This window comes from Serratia sp. BNK-12, assembly GCF_047456085.1.
Classification (GTDB): domain Bacteria; phylum Pseudomonadota; class Gammaproteobacteria; order Enterobacterales; family Enterobacteriaceae; genus Serratia; species Serratia liquefaciens.
Genome location: NZ_CP179896.1, coordinates 4,428,167 through 4,447,066 on the forward strand (window position 1 = coordinate 4,428,167; position 18,900 = coordinate 4,447,066).

Annotated in this window: 15 protein-coding genes; 1 reads left to right on the forward strand and 14 read right to left on the reverse strand. The window is 54.7% G+C overall.

Translation table 11 applies throughout. The features are described 5' to 3' along the window. Nucleotides 1–3: 3 nt before the first annotated feature. From ftsW to mraZ, 9 genes are read right to left on the reverse strand one after another with little or no spacing between them, the layout of a single operon-like run. Nucleotides 4–1,200 (reverse strand): cell division protein FtsW, encoded by a 1,197-nt coding sequence (gene ftsW / locus ACMGG1_RS20705; RefSeq protein ID WP_122080578.1) that lies wholly within the window; start codon nucleotides 1,198–1,200, stop codon nucleotides 4–6. 2 nt (nucleotides 1,201–1,202) lie between these two features. Continuing rightward, nucleotides 1,203–2,522: a UDP-N-acetylmuramoyl-L-alanine--D-glutamate ligase gene (gene murD / locus ACMGG1_RS20710; RefSeq protein ID WP_414160989.1), complete on the reverse strand. Its 1,320-nt coding sequence runs from the start codon at nucleotides 2,520–2,522 to the stop codon at nucleotides 1,203–1,205. 2 nt (nucleotides 2,523–2,524) lie between these two features. Further along, nucleotides 2,525–3,607: a phospho-N-acetylmuramoyl-pentapeptide-transferase gene (mraY, locus tag ACMGG1_RS20715; RefSeq protein WP_414160990.1), complete on the reverse strand. Its 1,083-nt coding sequence runs from the start codon at nucleotides 3,605–3,607 to the stop codon at nucleotides 2,525–2,527. Next, a complete protein-coding gene (murF, locus tag ACMGG1_RS20720) occupies nucleotides 3,601–4,962 on the reverse strand; it encodes a UDP-N-acetylmuramoyl-tripeptide--D-alanyl-D-alanine ligase (RefSeq protein ID WP_414160991.1) in 1,362 nt (453 codons plus the stop codon). The genes mraY and murF overlap by 7 nt, the downstream gene beginning before the upstream one ends. Beyond that, nucleotides 4,959–6,446 carry a UDP-N-acetylmuramoyl-L-alanyl-D-glutamate--2,6-diaminopimelate ligase gene (murE, locus tag ACMGG1_RS20725; RefSeq protein ID WP_122077178.1) on the reverse strand — a complete coding sequence of 496 codons (1,488 nt, stop codon included), beginning with the start codon at nucleotides 6,444–6,446 and terminating at the stop codon, nucleotides 4,959–4,961. Before murE ends, murF begins: the two co-directional genes overlap by 4 nt. Next, a complete protein-coding gene (locus tag ACMGG1_RS20730; RefSeq protein ID WP_122077173.1) occupies nucleotides 6,433–8,196 on the reverse strand; it encodes a peptidoglycan glycosyltransferase FtsI in 1,764 nt (587 codons plus the stop codon). The genes murE and ACMGG1_RS20730 overlap by 14 nt, the downstream gene beginning before the upstream one ends. Before the next feature lie 42 nt (nucleotides 8,197–8,238). Continuing rightward, complete coding sequence (ftsL, locus tag ACMGG1_RS20735; protein ID WP_012005204.1) at nucleotides 8,239–8,559, reverse strand: cell division protein FtsL; 321 nt, start codon at nucleotides 8,557–8,559, stop codon at nucleotides 8,239–8,241. After that, the gene (gene rsmH / locus ACMGG1_RS20740; RefSeq protein WP_020825204.1) at nucleotides 8,556–9,497 is read right to left on the reverse strand and encodes a 16S rRNA (cytosine(1402)-N(4))-methyltransferase RsmH; all 942 of its coding nucleotides are present in this window, start codon (nucleotides 9,495–9,497) and stop codon (nucleotides 8,556–8,558) included. Before rsmH ends, ftsL begins: the two co-directional genes overlap by 4 nt. A gap of 2 nt (nucleotides 9,498–9,499) precedes the next feature. Beyond that, on the reverse strand, nucleotides 9,500–9,958 hold the full coding sequence (mraZ, locus tag ACMGG1_RS20745; RefSeq protein WP_041414198.1) for a division/cell wall cluster transcriptional repressor MraZ: 459 nt from the start codon (nucleotides 9,956–9,958) through the stop codon (nucleotides 9,500–9,502). 869 nt (nucleotides 9,959–10,827) lie between these two features. Between mraZ and ACMGG1_RS20750 the strand changes: the two genes are divergently transcribed. Beyond that, entirely contained in the window at nucleotides 10,828–11,268 is a 441-nt protein-coding gene (locus ACMGG1_RS20750) for an L-alanine exporter AlaE (protein ID WP_044554167.1), read from the forward strand. Nucleotides 11,269–11,314: 46 nt separating this feature from the next. Here the strand turns inward: ACMGG1_RS20750 and cra are convergent, their stop codons facing one another. From cra to leuO, 5 genes are all read right to left on the reverse strand, one after another. After that, entirely contained in the window at nucleotides 11,315–12,319 is a 1,005-nt protein-coding gene (gene cra / locus ACMGG1_RS20755) for a catabolite repressor/activator (RefSeq protein ID WP_020825201.1), read from the reverse strand. A 216-nt stretch (nucleotides 12,320–12,535) separates the two neighbouring features. After that, a complete protein-coding gene (gene ilvN / locus ACMGG1_RS20760; RefSeq protein ID WP_004932806.1) occupies nucleotides 12,536–13,027 on the reverse strand; it encodes an acetolactate synthase small subunit in 492 nt (163 codons plus the stop codon). 2 nt (nucleotides 13,028–13,029) lie between these two features. After that, on the reverse strand, nucleotides 13,030–14,748 hold the full coding sequence (gene ilvI / locus ACMGG1_RS20765) for an acetolactate synthase 3 large subunit (RefSeq protein ID WP_041414196.1): 1,719 nt from the start codon (nucleotides 14,746–14,748) through the stop codon (nucleotides 13,030–13,032). Between the two features lie 322 nt (nucleotides 14,749–15,070). Then, complete coding sequence (locus ACMGG1_RS20770; protein WP_217331533.1) at nucleotides 15,071–16,873, reverse strand: AMP-dependent synthetase/ligase; 1,803 nt, start codon at nucleotides 16,871–16,873, stop codon at nucleotides 15,071–15,073. 464 nt (nucleotides 16,874–17,337) lie between these two features. Further along, nucleotides 17,338–18,285 carry a transcriptional regulator LeuO gene (leuO, locus tag ACMGG1_RS20775; RefSeq protein ID WP_414160992.1) on the reverse strand — a complete coding sequence of 316 codons (948 nt, stop codon included), beginning with the start codon at nucleotides 18,283–18,285 and terminating at the stop codon, nucleotides 17,338–17,340. Between the last annotated feature and the right edge of the window lie 615 nt (nucleotides 18,286–18,900).

The following is an 18,900-nucleotide window of genomic DNA, read 5'->3' on the forward strand; positions in this document are numbered from 1 at the left end:
CCCTTACCTCTTCACAAACGCCTGGGCTTTAGCCAGACGCGTTTCATAATCAATACGCAGCAACAGCACGATCGCCGTCGACATAATCAACAGGCTCGAACCGCCATAGCTTATCAGCGGTAACGTTAAGCCTTTAGTGGGAAGCATTCCGGCAGCGGCACCGACGTTGACCAGCGCCTGGAAGCTAAACCACACGCCAATTGAGCAGGCCAAGAAGCCAGAAAAGCGCTGATCAATCTCCAGCGCACGGCGGCCAATCGACATAGCACGAAAAGCGACGCAGAATACCATTAACAATGCAAAAACCACACCGATATAGCCCAGCTCTTCGCCTAAAATCGAGAAGATAAAGTCGGTGTGCGCTTCCGGCAAATACTCGAGTTTCTGCACCGAATTACCCAGCCCTTGTCCCCAGAATTCACCACGGCCAAAGGCCATCAGCGACTGGGTCAGCTGGTAGCCGCTGCCGAACGGATCGGCCCACGGATTCCAGAACGAAGTCACACGGCGCATACGGTAAGGTTCGGCGATGATCAACAGCACTACCGCGAAGGCTCCGGATCCGATAATCGCCAGGAATTGCCACATTTTCGCGCCGGCCAGGAACAGCATTGCCAGCGTGGTGATAAACAGCACCACCACGGTACCGAGGTCCGGCTGAGCCAGCAGCAGCACGGCCAACACCACCATAACGCCCATCGGCTTGCAGAAGCCCCAGAAGTTGCTGCGCACCTCTTCTACTTTGCGCACCAGATAACTCGCCAGGTAACAGAACAGCGACAGCTTGGACAGCTCTGCCGGCTGAATACGCAGCGGCCCCAGCGAGATCCAGCGCGATGCCCCGTTTACCGAGCTGCCGACCACCAATACGATCAACAGCATCACAATCGACAACAGCAGCATGATGTTGCTGTAGCGCTGCCAGACTTCCATCGGAATGCGCAAGGTTACCATCGACAGACCGAACGCCAGCCCGAGGTACAACGCATCACGCTTGGCAAACAAGAACGGATCGTCCGCCAGGCGCTGACCGATCGGCATCGAAGCCGAAGTCACCATCACAAAACCGATAATGGCCAACCCAAAGGTCAGCCACAGCAGGGTACGGTCGTACAGCACCATATTGACCGAATCGTTATCTCGCGATCCCGCCACCCAGTTTTTAAAGAGCTCTGTCAGCCCGAAGTTCGGCAAGCGCAGTCTCATCCGCCAAGCTCCTGTGCCAAACGAGTAAACTCGTCGCCGCGTACTTCAAAATTGCGGAACTGATCCAGGCTGGCACAGGCGGGTGACAGCAGCACCATATCGCCAGGTTGCACCCGGCCGGCTATCGTCTGCATCGCCTGTTCCATAGTCTCGGTCAGCGTAGCGACCTCCGGCCGTAGCTGAGCCAACTGTTCGCCATCACGGCCGAAGCAGTAAAGGCGAACGTTATCGCCTTGCAGGTAGCGCGCCAGCGGGGAGAAATCGGCAGATTTACCGTCGCCGCCCAACAGCAGGTGCAAGGTGCCGTCCACCTGCAGACCATTCAACGCCGCTTCGGTACTGCCAACGTTGGTGGCTTTAGAATCGTTAATCCAGCGAACGCCGTTATGTTCCCAGGCCAATTGGAAGCGGTGCACCAAACCGGTATAGGTGGTCAACGCTTTCAGGCTGGAAGCGCGCGGGATGTTCACCGCATCGGCCAGTGCCAGCGCCGCCAACGCATTGGTGTAGTTATGGCGGCCAGTCAGCTTCATTTCGCGGGTGTTCAGGATTTTCTCGCCGCGCACGCGCAACCAGGTCTCGCCCAGTTGGCGGTTCAGGTGATAGTCACCTACATCGGCGCCAAAGCTGATGCAACGCTGATCCGCCCCGCGAATCGGCATCGTCAATGCGTCGTCGGCATTGACCACGCACAGGCTGGCATTTTCATAGACCTTCAGCTTGGCGGCACGGTATTGCTGCAGCCCAAACGGATAGCGATCCATATGATCTTCGGTGACGTTCAAAATGGTCGCCGCAGCCGCGTGCAGGCTGTAAGTGGTTTCCAGTTGGAAGCTCGACAGCTCCAGCACGTACAGTTGGCATTCCTGACGCAGCAGGCTCAACGCAGGCAGGCCGATATTGCCACCGACGCCCACCGCCCAACCTGCGGCTTTTGCCATTTCACCCACCAGGGTGGTGACGGTGCTTTTACCGTTGGAACCGGTAATCGCCACGATCGGTGCCTGGGCTTCACGGCAGAACAATTCGATATCGCCGACAATCTCTACGCCCGCCTCTGCAGCAGCGCTCAATGCCGGGGTCGCCAATGCCATGCCCGGGCTGGCGACGATCAAATCCGCCGCCAACAGCCAATCCTGATTCAAATCACCCAGGTGACGCTCAACGCTTTCAGGCAGCTTGTCCAGCCCTGGAGGTAAAATGCGGGTATCCATAACGCGTGGCGTTACGCCGCGCGCCATAAAGAAATCAACACAGGACAGGCCGGTGAGGCCCAGCCCGATGATGACCACTTTCTTACCCTGATAATCCGCCATAGTTACCGCACCTTCAGCGTCGCCAGGCCAATCAGCACCAGCATCAGCGAAATAATCCAGAAGCGCACGATCACGCGTGGTTCCGGCCAGCCTTTCAATTCATAGTGGTGGTGAATCGGCGCCATGCGGAAAATACGTTGCCCGCGCAGCTTGAACGACCCCACCTGCAAAATCACCGACAGCGTTTCAACCACGAACACGCCGCCCATAATCAACAGTAAAAACTCTTGGCGCAGCAGCACCGCAATGGTGCCCAACGCGCCGCCCAGCGCCAACGAACCCACGTCGCCCATGAAGACCTGGGCCGGATAGGTGTTGAACCACAAAAAGCCCAGGCCGGCGCCGACAATGGCGGTACAGACGATCACCAGTTCACCGGCGTGACGCAAATATGGAATGTGCAGGTAGTTGGCGAAGTTCATGTTACCGGTTGCCCAGGCTACCAGTGCAAAACCGGCAGCCACGAACACCGTCGGCATAATCGCCAGGCCGTCCAGCCCGTCGGTCAGGTTGACCGCGTTGCTGGTCCCCACGATGACAAAGTAAGCCAGCAGCACGTACAACAGGCCAAGCTGAGGCATGATGTCCTTAAAGAACGGCACAACCAGCTCGGTGGCTGGCGTGTCTTTACCTACGGCATACATGGCGAAAGCAACCACCAGCGCAATCACCGACTGCCAGAAGTATTTCCAGCGGGCGATCAGCCCTTTGGTGTCTTTACGCACCACCTTGCGGTAGTCGTCAACGAAACCGACGATGCCGTAACCCAGCAGCACGAACAGTACGCACCAAACATAAGGGTTGGACGGATAGGCCCACATCAGCACCGAAACGGTGATGGAGGTCAGGATCATGATGCCGCCCATGGTCGGCGTGCCGCGCTTGCTGAAATGCGACTCTGGACCGTCGTTACGCACCACCTGGCCGAAGGACATCTCCTGCAGGCGTTTGATCACCCGCGGCCCCATCCACAAGGAAAGGAACAGCGCGGTCAGCAGGCTGACAATGGCTCGGAACGTCAGGTAGGAAAAGACGTTGAAGCCGGAATAATATTTGACCAAATGCTCGGCCAGCCAAACTAACATGGTGCTTTCTCCTGTAACGCGCGTACTACCTGCTCCATTGCGGCACTACGTGAACCCTTGATTAACACGGTAATTACCGCATGTTCCGACAGTAACTCCGCCACGCGCGCGGTCACCGCTGCCTTATCCTGAAAATGTTCGCCGTTACCGGCGGCGGCAATCAGCGTTTGGCTCAATGGCCCCACGCCCAGCACCTTATCGACTCTCGCCAGCCGAGCCGCTTCGCCCACCTGACGGTGACACTCTTCGGCTTCCGCCCCCAGCTCTGCCATGTCGCCCACCACCATCACGCGGTAACCCGGCATTTCCGCCAGTACCTGTGCAGCGGCCGTCATTGAGCCAACGTTGGCGTTGTAGCTGTCATCCAACAGTAGCTTGCCGGCAGACAGGGCAATCGGGAACAAACGTCCCGGCACCGCCTGCAGTTGTTTGAGCCCCTGACACACGGCCTCGAGCGATGCTCCGGCCGACATTGCCAGTGCCGTTGCCGCCAACGCGTTGGCGACGTTATGACGCCCCGGAAGGGGCAGCGCGATAGGCGCAGTGCCGAACGGGCTGTGCAGCGTAAACTGTGTGCCGTCACCGTTGACCTGTACATCGCTGGCGAAGAAATCGACGCCTTCTGCCGCCTGCGGAGAGAATCGCCAAACGGTTTTCCCCTCCAGCATGCTCTGCCAATGCGGCCAATCGTTGTTGTCGGCGTTGATGATCGCCACGCCGTCAGCCGGCAAACCGGTAAAAATTTCGCCCTTCGCCTGGGCAACACCGGCCAAAGAACCAAAGCCTTCCAGGTGAGCGGCCGCCAGATTATTTACCAGGGCGGTCTGCGGACAAGTTAATGCGGTGGTATAAGCGATTTCGCCAATGTGGTTAGCGCCCAGCTCAATCACCGCAAAGTCGTGCTGCGGCTGCAAACGCAGCAGCGTCAAAGGCACGCCGATGTCATTATTGAAATTGCCGGCGGTATAAAGCACTTCGCCGCACTCACGCAGGATAGCGGCGGCCATCTCTTTCACCGAAGTCTTGCCCGATGAGCCGGTTAACGCCACGACTCGGGCCGGTACCTGCTTGCGTACCCAGGCAGCAAGTTGGCCTAACGCCAGACGGGTGTCTTTCACCACCAGTTGCGGAACATCCACCAATAAGCGCTTACTTACCAGCAGCGCCCCGGCGCCTGCGGCTACTGCATCAACAGCAAAATCGTGAGCGTCGAAACGCTCACCTTTCAATGCCACAAACAGGCAACCGGCGGTTACCTGACGGGTATCTGTCGTCACCTCAACGATTTGGCAATCGGCGCCGATCAGTTCAGCGCTCAATACGTCGGCCAGTGCCTGAAGGGAGACAGGGATCATGCTACTACCCCCAGCAAACGCGCGACGGTGGTGCGATCGGAGTAATCCAGACGGCGATTCCCCACCAGTTGGTAATCCTCGTGACCCTTACCGGCCACCAGCACCACGTCTTGTTCTTTCGCCTGCATGATGGCGCTGGTTACGGCTTCCGCACGACCGTGGATCACCAGAGCGCGTCCGGCATCCAGCAAGCCAGTCAGGATATCGGCGATGATCGCCTGCGGTTCTTCAGTACGAGGGTTATCGTCGGTAACAACGACGCGATCGGCGAACTGTTCGGCGATGCCGCCCATCAGTGGACGCTTGCCCTTGTCGCGATCGCCGCCGCAGCCAAACACGCACCATAATTGCCCCTGGCAGTGCAGGCGCGCGGCTTCCAACGCTTTTTCCAGCGCATCCGGGGTGTGGGCGTAATCGACCACCACCGTCGGTTTACCCGGCGCGTTGAAAACTTCCATGCGGCCACACACGGGTTGCAGTTGATTACCGGTGGCCACCAGTTCATCCAGTGGATACCCCAACGACAGCAGGGTCGCCAACGCCAACAGCAAGTTACTGACGTTAAACGCCCCCATCAGGCGGCTTTCAATCTCACCATCGCCCCAGCTTGAGCTGAAGCGAATAGTAGCGCCGTTATCGTGATAGTTAACCGCGGTGGTTTTCAGCCAGCGACCGTGGCAGCCAGGCTGCAGGTTGCCCTGCATGGTGACAGCAACCGCATCCGGCAATTGACTCAGCCAGCGCTGGCCGACTTCGTCATCGGCATTGATAATCGCCTGGCCCACTTCGTGACTGGCGAACAGCGACCACTTGGCCGCTTCGTAATTGGCCATATCACCGTGGTAATCCAGATGATCGCGGCTCAGGTTAGTGAACACCGCAGCGGCAAACGGCAGCGCCGCCACGCGGTTTTGCACCAGGCCGTGGGAGGAAACTTCCATCGCCGCGAAGGTGGCGCCGCGATCGACCAGCTCGTTTAATACGTGTTGAACATCTACCGCAGAGCCGGTGGTATTCTCTGTTGGGCAAACCTGGCCCAGCAAACCATTGCCGACGGTGCCCATTACGGCGCTGGTTTCACCCAGCAGTTGGCCCCACTGCGCCAGCAGCTGAGTGGTGGTGGTTTTGCCGTTGGTACCCGTAACGCCGACCAGACGCAGACGTTCCGCCGGTTCATGGTAAAAACGCCCGGCCAGTGCGGAAAGGCGCTGGTTGAGCTGGCTCAGGTAAATCACCGGCACGCCGTGCATTTGGGTGATAGCGCCGTCTTCGGCCTGGCCTTCAGCTTCGGCAATCACAGCGGCAACGCCCTGCGCGATGGCCTGCGGAATATAGCGGCGTCCATCCGTTTGATGGCCGACAACGGCGACAAACAGATCCCCGGCAGCCGCAATACGGCTGTCTAATGTCATTTCCCGCAGCGCGCGCCCGGGAGCCGTTGGCACCCACGGAGCGAGTAAATCGCGCAAATTACGATCTGCCACCTGAACCCTCTTTTCTGTTAGTTACAAAATCGCTTTTCTCAACGGTAGGCAACGCATCCGGTTCAACGTTCATGGTGCGCAATACGCCGCCCATGATGGCGCCAAACACCGGCGCGGAGATCGCACCACCGTAGTATTTCCCACCCTGCGGGTCGTTGATTACCACCACCAGAGCAAAACGAGGATTACTGGCCGGCGCCACGCCGGCGGTATAAGCGATGTATCTGTTGACGTATTTGCCGTCCGGGCCCACTTTTTTGGCGGTACCGGTTTTGATGGCTATGCGGTAGCCCTTGATGGCCGCCTTCACCCCACCGCCGCCCGGTAAGGCAACGCTTTCCATCATGTGCACAACGGTGCGCACCAGAGGTTCGGGGAAGACGCGCTCACCGGCAACCGGTGGGTCAACTTTAGTAATCGACAGCGGGCGATAAACGCCCAGACTGCCGATCGTTGCGTAGACTCGCGCTAACTGTAACGGGGTTACCATTAGCCCATAGCCGAAAGAGAAGGTGGCCCTCTCTATGTCAGACCACCGTTGTTTTTTTGGGTATATGCCACTGCTTTCTCCGACCAGCCCCAAATTGGTCGCTTTTCCCAATCCAAAACGAGAGTAAGTATCTACTAACGCTGAGGACGGCATCGATAACGCCAGCCGTGAAACGCCGACGTTACTCGACTTCTGCAAGATCCCGGTCAGGGAGAGTTCCGCGTAACGCGCAACGTCCCTGATTTCCTTGCCGTTGATACGGTAAGGGACGGTATTCAGCACGCTATTTTCTTTCACAATGCCGTGCTGCAATGCCGTCATGACCACCATAGGTTTTACGGTGGAACCAGGCTCAAAAATATCGGTGATAGCACGGTTACGCATGGTTTCTTTCGGCGTACCGGCCATATTGTTCGGGTTGTAAGACGGGCTGTTGGCCATCGCCAACACTTCGCCGGTATTCACATCCACCAGCACCGCAGTACCGGATTCAGCCTTGTTGAAGGCCACGGCGTTGTTGAGTTCGCGGTAAACCAATGCCTGCAGACGCTCATCGACGCTCAGCACCAGGTTATGCGCCGCCTGACTGTCCACCGAAGAAATATCCTCGATGACCCGGCCAAAGCGGTCTTTACGCACGGTTCTCTCGCCCGGTTGCCCGGTCAGCCAGCGGTCAAAGCTCTTCTCGACGCCTTCAATCCCCTGACCGTCAATGTTGGTCACGCCAATGATGTGCGAAGTCACCTGGCCGGAAGGATAGTAGCGACGGGATTCCTGACGCAGGTAAATACCCGGCAGTTTCAACTTGCGAATGTAGTCGCCGATCGCCGGATTCACCTGGCGCGCCAGATAGACAAAGCGCCCTTTAGGGTTGGCGTTGATGCGGGTAGAAAGCTGATCCAGCGGAACATTCAGCGCATCGGATAACGCTTTCCAGCGGCTATCCAGCGTGATACCACCGCGCTCATTCAGCTCTTTCGGATCCGCCCAGATTGCATTCACCGGCACACTTACCGCCAGCGGCCGACCTGAACGATCGCTGATCATGCCGCGCGCAGTCGGTACTTCCTGCACGCGCAGTGAGCGCATGTCGCCTTCTTTTACCAAGCGGTCCGGGTTAATCACCTGCAGATAAGCCACCCGCAGCATCAGCCCTACCAACGCCAGCAAAATACAGCCGCACAGCAACGCAAAACGCCAGCTTACAAAGCTGGCCTGATCTTCCTGGCGTTTCAACTTACCGGGGCGTGCTGCTTTCATGCGTTCCCTTTCTACTCCGTGTAATGATTTCAGTTAAACCATTCATTGTTTAACGATGATATTTTCCTGAGATGGATCAACATGTTGCATCTGCAGTTTTTCCGTTGCGATGCGTTCTACCCGACTGTGATCCCCAAGGGCATTCTCTTCAAGAATCAGGTTGCGCCACTCAATGTCCAGGGCGTCTCTCTCAAGAACCAACTGCTCGCGCTCGGCAGTCAGCAAGCGGGTGCGGTGCGCGGTGGTCACGACGAAAACCGCAGACACCAACGAAGCAATCAGCAAAATCAGTGGGATCTTGGCGTTACGCAGCAAATCGCCGCCAATCACGCCGACCAGACCGTGGCGTTCGTTGCCAATCACACCGGCATCCTCTCGGCAATACGCAGCACTGAGCTACGTGCACGTGGGTTTTCCGCCACCTCAGCATCCCCAGGCATCATCTTGCCCAGCGCTTTCAGCGTGCGTCCGCCCATACTGCGCAGTTGCTCTTCCGTCAGCGGGATACCAGCCGGCACCTGAGCGCCGCGGCTATGGTGACGCATGAAGCGTTTAACAATGCGGTCTTCCAGCGAGTGGAAACTGATGATCGACAGACGGCCCTGCGGGGCCAGCACTTCCAGCGCGCCGTCCAGCGCACGTTCGATCTCTTCCAATTCGCTGTTGATGTAGATACGGATCGCCTGGAAGCTGCGGGTTGCCGGGTGCTTGTGCTTATCCCGGAACGGGCTGGCGTTGGCGATCAAGTCCGCCAGCTCTTTGGTACGGGTCATCGGCTCGACGAGATTTCTTTCTACGATGGCGCGAGCGATACGCTTGGCAAAACGCTCTTCGCCGAAGGTTTTCAGCACCCAGGCGATGTCGTCTGCTTCCGCTTTCATCAGCCACTCGGAGGCTGACTGACCGCTTGAGGAGTCCATGCGCATGTCCAGTGGACCGTCCCGCATGAAGGAGAAACCGCGTTCCGCGTCATCCAACTGCGGTGAAGAAACCCCCAGATCGAGCAAGATGCCATCAATCTTCCCTACTAATTCGCGTTCCCGCACATAGTGCGACAACTCTGAAAATGGGCCGTGTACGATGCTAAAACGAGGGTCATCAATAGACTTGGCGGCTGCAATCGCCTGTGGGTCGCGGTCAATTGCCAACAAACGTCCTTCCGGCCCAAGCTGGGACAGAATCAGACGCGAATGGCCACCGCGGCCAAAAGTACCGTCGATATAGATGCCGTTACTGCGAATGTTGAGGCCGTTAACCGCCTCATCCAACAGTACGGTAGTGTGTTTATAGTTTTCCAACATGCTTATAGCGACAAGTCCTGTAGCCGCTCAGACAACGGTTCCTGAGTCGACTGTTCTGCGTCAATATCATCCTTGACTTGTTGATACCAGGTCTGTTCATCCCACAGTTCAAACTTGTTGAACTGCCCGACCAGCATCACTTCTTTGGTAAGCCCGGCGTGCTGACGTAGCGTAGTGGCTAACAGCAAACGGCCGGCGCTGTCCATCTGACACTCACTGGCATGACCCAACAGCAGGCGCTGAACGCGACGCTCGGCGGGATTCATACTCGACAGACGGGATAACTTTTGTTCAATAACTTCCCATTCGGGCAGTGGGTAGAGCAGCAGGCAGGGCTGGTGGAGGTCAATGGTGCAAACCATTTGGCCTTGCGATTGCTCGTTCAGCAAATCCCGATATCGGGTGGGTACGGCAAGCCGCCCTTTGCTGTCGAGGTTAACCATCGTTGCTCCACGGAACATACCTGAGTTACCCCTTCACGACCGTTTTCACCACTTTACCCCACAAATTCCCACATAATGGAGTTTACGGAGGGTATGAAAACCTTGTCAAGCCAGAGCGCCAGCGCTTTGGCAATATTTCTTCGGTCATTTTGGGAGCTGACTCGCGAAAGGAACGCTATTTATTAGATGATTAAAAATTAACATCATGATAAACGGGGAGAATTTTCTAAGCGGAAAGAACCTGATTAAAAACCTGACAAATTGGCGATTAATTAAGTCAATACTTCCTTCTGCAATCGATGTCTCATTTTTCAGCTCGGCAATCACATCGCAGTAACCGAGCGCGAGCCGCGCCAGACAAGGCTCGGCGTTAACTCGCCCTACAAACGAAATACGGCGTAAGCTATTGAGTTAATAACGTACAACGGTTATTCATCCTCAAGTCGGCCGCTATTTTACTTCAATTAAAGTGCCGCTGATAAGCCAGATGGAAAAATAAATTACTCGGATATTACGAGGCGAGTTAATTTCGATTCAAATCAATTTAGTAAGATTACTCCCAAAATACCTGTTTACAATTATGGTTTCATTTCCTTACATGTTTAATGACCACAATTTTTGCTGTGGAAAACAGCTTTATCGTCAGAAATTATGCAACCCATTGTTTTAATTGAATAGTTAGGAATAGTCCATTTTTAATCCCTTCGCGCCACATTCTGTCGTCTGTCCTCAGCACAAAAACCACCCAACGCCGCCAAATAAAAATATTAAGCTACTTATCCAACACCAACTGGCAATGTAAACTACAAATGAAAGAAAAAACCAGAATTAACAACTATAAAAAATAAATTTAACAGAACATTAACCAATATTCCGGAGATTGCACCATGCTCTCGCCTGCCACTCACTGGCGCAGTGCCGCCGCCGATACCTTTGCTCTGGTGGTGTATTGCTTTATCGCCGGTATGGCGATAGAAATTCTGGTCTCCGGCATGAGCTTTCAACAATCGCTCTCGTCCCGCTTGCTGTCGATTCCGGTGAATATCCTGATCGCCTGGCCCTATGGGCGCTATCGGGACCTGTTCATCCGCATCGCCAGGCGTTCTGATCGATACCCCTTTTTATTGCGTAACCTTGCCGATCTGCTGGCCTATGTCAGTTTCCAATCGCCGGTTTATGCCGCGATCCTGTGGAGCGTCGGTGCCGACGGGCAGCAGATCATAACGGCCGTGGCCAGCAATGCTGTGGTATCGATGGCGATGGGTGTGGTGTACGGGTATTTTCTCGAATACTGCAGAAGGCTGTTCAGGGTAACAGGCTACGTATAACGGGGAGTTTGAAACAGGAGCGCAGTTAAGCGCCCCTGCTATAGGATTATTTTCGGCTCAGACTGCCGCGGCGGAACAGATTGCGGCGAATACGCGTCAGACCCGGTTTAGGTTTACGCGGCTCATCCAGACTGGCCAGCACCAGCTCCAATACGCGTTCGGCCACGTCACGGTGACGCTGCGCAACCGCCAGCACCGGGCACTCAAGGAAGTCCAGCAGCTCATGGTCGCCGAAGGTGGCGATCGCCAGATCGGTCGGTAAGCGGCCACGCTGCTTCAAGGTCACGTCCATCACCCCTTGCAACAATGAGAATGAGGTAGTGAACAATGCCTGTGGCATCGGATGGGTTTTCAGCCATTCGGCAAACAGCACGCCCGCAGCCTCTCGCTCATAGCTATTGGCATACAGATAATCGACATGACGCTCGTCATCCTGCCAGGCCTGACGGAAGCCCTGTTCACGCAGGAAGCTGACGGAAAGCTCCGGCAACGCGCCCAGATACAGCACAGACTCAGCCGGGAAGGTACGCAGTTCCTGCGCCAGCGCGAAGGAGTCCTCCTGGTCGGCACCCACCACGCTGATGAAATGCTCGCGATCCAGCGCACGGTCCAGGGCAATAATCGGCAGCGGATCGTTGGCCCAGCGCTGATAGAATGGATGCTCTGGCGGCAAAGCGGTGGAAACGATGAGTGCATCGACCTGACGTTGCAGCAGATGTTCGATGCAGCGCATTTCGTTATCAGGCTGATCTTCCGAACAGGCAATCAACAGCTGGTAGCCGCGTTGGCGCGCCTGACGCTCCAGATAGTTGGCAATCCGGGTGTAGCTGGTGTTTTCCAGATCCGGGATCACCAGACCGATAGAGCGCGTTCGCCCGGCGCGCAGCCCTGCCGCGACGGCATTTGGGTGATAGTTGTGCTCCCTGACCACGGCCATCACTTTCTCGACGGTTTTATCGCTGACACGATACTGCTTCGCCTTGCCGTTGATGACATAACTGGCCGTAGTGCGCGAAACGCCCGCGAGACGCGCGATTTCATCCAGTTTCACGTTAACCCCTTAATGACGCTGAAAATAGAAGTGAAAACCATGCCCGGATTAACCATCGCATCCTGTGCGGTTATTCAATCCAGCCTCTGCGATCTAACAGCAGAAAACTCTGCCTAGCAACCGCTTTTGCCGAAAGGTGCCAGCAAACGGGCAAAAAACGCCGAAAAACAAAGGGCGCAGCCTGGCCGCGCCCTCAGATTACGCCAATCTCATCCCTCAGCGCATGATTTTATCGCCGCGCGATACGCCGACCACACCGGAACGCGCCACTTCAACAATTTCGGCCACTTCACGCACCGCACTCAGGAACGCATCCAGCTTATCGCTGGTGCCGGCCAGTTGAACGGTGTACAGCGTAGCGGTAACGTCAACGATCTGGCCGCGGAAAATATCGGCACAACGCTTCACTTCCTCACGCCCGTAACCGCTGGCCTGCAGCTTCACCAGCATGATTTCTCGCTCGACGTGTGCGCCCTGCACCAATTCACTGACGCGCAGCACGTCCACCAGCTTATGCAATTGCTTTTCGATCTGCTCCAGCACCTTCTCATCGCCGACGGTTTGGATCGTCATACGCGACAGCGTAGGGTCGTCGGTCGGCGCGACCGTCAGGCTTTCGATGTTGTAACCACGCTGAGAGAACAAACCCACCACACGCGATAACGCACCGGATTCGTTTTCCAGCAAGACAGATAAAATTCGGCGCATGATCAGGTCCTCTCCGTTTTGCTTAACCACATTTCGTCCATGCTTCCACCGCGGATCTGCATTGGGTAAACATGTTCGGTCTCATCGACGGTCACATCGACAAATACCAGGCGCTCTTTTTCGGCCAGCGCCTGCGCCAGTTTGCTTTCCAGTTCATCCGGCGTACGAATGGCGATGCCCACATGACCGTAAGCCTCCGCCAGCTTGACGAAGTCCGGTAGGGAATCCATATAGGACTGGGAGTGACGGCCTGAGTAGATCATGTCCTGCCACTGCTTCACCATCCCCAGATAGCGGTTATTAAGGTTCACTACGATCACCGGCAGGTTGTACTGCAATGCGGTGGAAAGCTCCTGGATATTCATCTGGATACTGCCGTCGCCGGTCACGCACACCACGGTTTCATCAGGCAATGCCAGCTTGACGCCCAGCGCGGCAGGCAAACCAAAGCCCATGGTGCCCAGCCCGCCAGAGTTGATCCAACGGCGTGGCTTGTCGAACGGGTAGTAGAGTGCAGCGAACATCTGGTGCTGGCCAACATCGGAGGTAACGTAAGCGTCGCCCTTGGTCAGCCGATGCAGGGTTTCAATCACGGCCTGCGGCTTGATGGTGCCGCTGTTCTTGTCGTAGCCCAGGCAGTCGCGCGCACGCCACTGTTCAATAGACTGCCACCAATCACGCAGCGCATCGTGATCCTGCGTTTTGTCTTCCTGCGCCAACAATTCCAGCATCTGGGTCAACACCTGCTTGGCATCACCGACGATCGGGATATCGGCATCAACCGTCTTGGAGATTGAGGTAGGGTCGATATCGATATGCAGTACGGTGGCATCCGGGCAATATTTCGCCAGGTTGTTGGTGGTACGGTCGTCAAAGCGCACGCCGACGGCAAAGATCACGTCAGAGTGATGCATGGTTTTGTTGGCTTCGTAAGTCCCGTGCATACCGAGCATGCCGACGCTCTGGCGGTGCGTGCCGGGAAACGCGCCCAATCCCATCAGGGTGCAGGTAACCGGTAAATTCAGTTTTTCCGCCAGCTCCAGCAGTTCACCGTCACAGGCCGAATTAATCGCGCCACCGCCGACGTACATAACGGGCTTCTTGGCCGAAAGGATAGTTTGCAATGCGCGTTTAATCTGCCCGCGGTGGCCCTGCACCGTCGGGTTATAGGAGCGCATGCTCACTTCCTGCGGGTAGGCATAAGGCATTCTTACTGCCGGGCCAACGATGTCTTTCGGCAGATCAATCACCACCGGACCTGGGCGGCCGGTAGAAGCCAGGTAGAAGGCTTTCTTCAAAATGCCGGGAATATCTTCGGTGCGCTTCACCAGGAAACTGTGTTTGACCACCGGGCGAGAAATCCCGACCATGTCGCACTCCTGGAAGGCATCGTAACCAATCAGCGAGCTGGGAACCTGTCCGGAAAGCACCACCATCGGGATGGAGTCCATATAGGCTGTCGCAATGCCGGTGATCGCATTGGTCGCTCCCGGCCCTGAGGTCACCAGAACCACCCCGACTTCACCGGTGGCGCGCGCATAGCCATCGGCCATATGCACTGCGCCCTGCTCATGGCGCACCAATATGTGATCGATGCCTCCGACCGTATGCAGGGCATCGTAAATATCGAGTACCGCCCCGCCCGGATATCCGAATACGTGCTTAACGCCCTGATCGATCAACGATCGGACGACCATCTCGGCTCCTGACAACATCTCCATGGGTTTGCCTCCAGGCTTACTTATTCTTGTCTGGCGCCGGAACGTAGCGCCTGCTGTGGGGCATTGCCCCAAAGTTTTTGTGGATTGGTTCTAACTGATTAACATAACGTCAGAATATTGGGCAGGCAAACAGCAAAAAGGCTTGGCAATGGAATGGTTATTGCCAAGCGGCTGGAGATCTGGGGTTTACAGAAACAATGCACTAGCCGCCAGCGGCTCGGGCTAGGCATTGTTTCAATCAGGCGAGGAATTACAGAACTATATCAGGCAAGAATTATGCTGTTTTTTTCGCCGAACAATCCGTCCGGCGACAATCTCTGACCTAATCCTGGTACATGGAGTCAATTTCACGCTGATAGCGCTGTGAAATGACCTTACGGCGCAGCTTCAACGTTGGCGTCAGCTCGCCCAACTCCATCGAGAAGGCGGCAGGCAACAAGGTAAATCTTTTTACCTGTTCAAAGCGCGACAACTCTTTTTGCATCTCACGCAGGCGGCTTTCAAACATTTCCAGAATATGGCTGTGACGCAACAGCTCGATCCGATCCTGATACTTCAGATTGATGGATTTCGCATACTCTTCCAGAGATTCAAAGCTGGGCACGATCAGGGCGGAAACAAATTTACGCGCATCGGCGATGATCGCCACCTGCTCGATAAAGCGATCCTGCGCCAGCGTGCCTTCCAACATCTGCGGAGCTATGTACTTGCCGCCAGAGGTTTTCATCAAATCCTTCAGGCGTTCGGTGATAAACAGGTTGCCGCCTTCATCCATGGCGCCGGCATCGCCGGTCTTCAACCAGCCATCCTCGGTAAAGGAAGCGGCGGTTTCCAGCGGTTTATTGAAATAGCCACGCATCACCACTGGCCCACGCACCTGAATTTCATTCTCCTCGCCGATACGCACTTCAACCCCCGGCAAGGGCTTGCCAATCGAGCCAAAGCGGAAATTGCCCTCTTCCCAACAGGAAACGGTGGCGCAGGTTTCGGTCATGCCATAGCCGTATTTGATGTTAACGCCCATAGCCTGGAAAAACAGGATGACATTGTCGTCCAGTTTGGCGCCCGCGGCCGGCAAGAAGCGTACACGCCCGCCGAGGATACCGCGCAGCTTGCTCAGCACCAGTTTATCGGCCCAGCGATGAGAAAGATCGAATAGCTTGCCCAATGGCTTACCGGCGCGCTCCTGCAGGAACTTGCGCTCACCGCAGACAATCGCCCAATGGAACAATGCCCGACGCAGCCAAGGCGCACGCGCGACCTTTTCATGTACTGCGCTGAAGATTTTTTCGTAAAAGCGCGGCACCGCGCACATCAGCGTCGGACGCACCGCCGCCATGGCTTCGCGCACCCAATCGGTATTCGGCAAGAACACGTTTTGCGCGCCAGAGTGCATGATGAAGAAGCTCCAGGCCCGTTCAAACACGTGTGACATCGGCAGGAAGCTGAGAGACACATCCTCTTCATTCACCGTCAGCCGCTCATCATGCAGATAAAGCTGCGCAGCCAGATTGCGATAATCCAGCATCACGCCCTTGGGCTCGCCGGTGGTGCCGGAGGTATAGATCAGCGTGAAGAGATCCCGCAGATCGCAATCGGCTATGCGTTGCTGCAATTGGGATGAGAACGCCGCTACGTCAACTTCACGTTCAAAGGTGCTCAGGTGTTGGGCAATCTCACAGCCATGCAGGTCGACGCTGTCATCAAATACAATAATGTGGCTCAACTGCGGACATACACCGCGCAGCGCGATGGCGGCATCCAATTGAGCCTGCTCGCCGACAAACAGAATACGGATATCGGCGTCATTGATGATAAAAGCCGCCTGGGCCGGCGTGTTGGTGGCATACAGCGGCACGCTCACACCCCGTAATTGCAGAATGGCCAAATCCGCCAGCGACCAGGCCATGCAGTTATTGGCAAAAATCGCGATACGTTCCTGCACGTCGGCACCCAATGCCAACAGCGCACTGGCGATGAGATTGATATGCGTATCGACCTGCTTCCAGGTCATTTGGGTCTCCCCCTGGGGAGACCATTGGCGAAAAGCAGTGCGATCGGCACGGTGAGTAATTTGGTGCTGTATACGGTGAGTCAAATGGTATTGCAGCAGATTATTGATCATAGCGCTCTAAGCCTGAAATGAATCAAACAGTTAGCGTAGTGTGGGATAACCTCTCCTCACAACTCAGCTTACACGTGTTTACTTTTTTTCGCGCAGTCTACCTAGTCTATAGCGGCGGGAAAAGAGATTTCAGCGTAGAAGTGTGAGCCAAAACTCAGGTTGATTACACCGCGTCTCACCGTTGGACAAAAAGGGGAGGAAAAGGTTTTATCCAGGCCACAAAATGCTAGACCGAAAGGCCCGCCCCTGGAACAGAGATAAAAACCAAATATAAATAACATTTCAGTATATAATTTTATATCGATATTTTTTAATGAAACTGTCTAACTTATTCTAAATGAACCAATCCAGAACGCTTAAATAAAGAAACCCCTTAGAGAACACCAAGATAATTCTTAATAAATCGCCAGTACATATTACCCCCCAATGGGACATTACCACCATGGGGGTAATAATAGACTGATTTACTCCGGCATATCAGACCGGCCAAGCTGGGCTTTCATCCATTGATGCCCCTTGTCGCGCTCTGCCGATTCATGCCAAGAGAGGTAGCAGGTAACTTTGTTTTCATTCCATGGCAATGGGACAAACTGCAATTGTAATGCTTCCGACTGTTGCCGGGCCAACCATGCCGGAACAATAGCAATCATGTGAGTATTGGAAACCATGTTCAATACGCTGTATAAATCTGTGCATTGCTGAGCCACGAGGCGCTGCATTGCCTCTTCTATATAGTAAGGTTGGCTAAAAGAGTAAAAACTCTCCAGCGAAACTACAGCATGCTGCTCAGCCATAATCTGTTCAGGCGTAATGTCTTTTTCAATTCTGGGATGTTTTCTTGCGGTAACCAACACTAACTCATCGTCAAAAATAGCCACACTTTTAAACTCTGTTGGATCAAAGCGGGCATAGCCAATCACAAACTCGACCTCCTGATAGCGTAATTGATTGTCGATATTATTGCTTATATAGGATTTGATTTTTAAGTGAGTTTGCGGGGCAATTTTCTTCAAATGATTGATTATTCCGGCACCCAGTCGCAGATCAAGCGGGCTGGAGATGGCGATGGAGAAAACGCGTTCACTGGTGAAGGGTTCGAACTCCGCGCCAGGCAGCTCATTTTGCACCAACTGCAAAGCCTGTCTGACGGGCCCAAACAGCTGACGAGCTCGCGCCGTCGGTTGAATACCACGTCCACAGCGCACGAACAGCTCGTCGTTAAACATCAATTTCAACCGCGCGACCGCATTGCTGACTGCCGGTTGTGACATTCCCAAAAAGGCCGCCGCCCGGGTAATGTTTTGCATCTGCATCACGGCATCGAATACGGTGAGCAAGTTCAGGTCGACACTGCGTAAATGAATATCAGCGGCATCCTTATCAATAATAATTTCTGAATTACATTCCGACATATCCCACTCCACTAAGTCCTGTGTAGATAATTCACCAGGCATAATTAAAACAACAAAATTGTGGTATTAATCACACCGAGAAGAATTAGTTATCTCTCGCCCCATTCATTTAAAATCGGGCTAAAGCATCGTCCTGTTTATAAGCATGGTTAAAAGCCAAAATCCGGTTTGCAACAGCTTTATCATTCACCTACCGGTAGAAATCCGGCAATTGTTATTTTTAATAACCTACAGTAACAAATCATTATCCATCTTCCTCTGATAAACCGCATTAAAAACACATCACCCAATCAAACAACCGTTACTTACCGGCCACTTTAGTCTTATGGCTAATTCACAAAAAACATAAACCACTGCAAAGCATTGATACCAGCAATACAAAAACACCACCTTCAATTCTGGCTAGCACGGCTCCCGTTGTTTTGCATCTTTAATTTTAACGCACTGTCCCTCAGAAGCAATTGCGAGGATATATATTCATTTCGTTTATGCTAACTGGGCCGCAAACCCGCCCTCAACTTTTCTCTGACAATGTCATTTTTCTCCGAACTATCGTCTGTTTCTCAGGGTGCGTTAATCGGGCACTAAAGGAGTACCCTCATTTTCAATCATGTG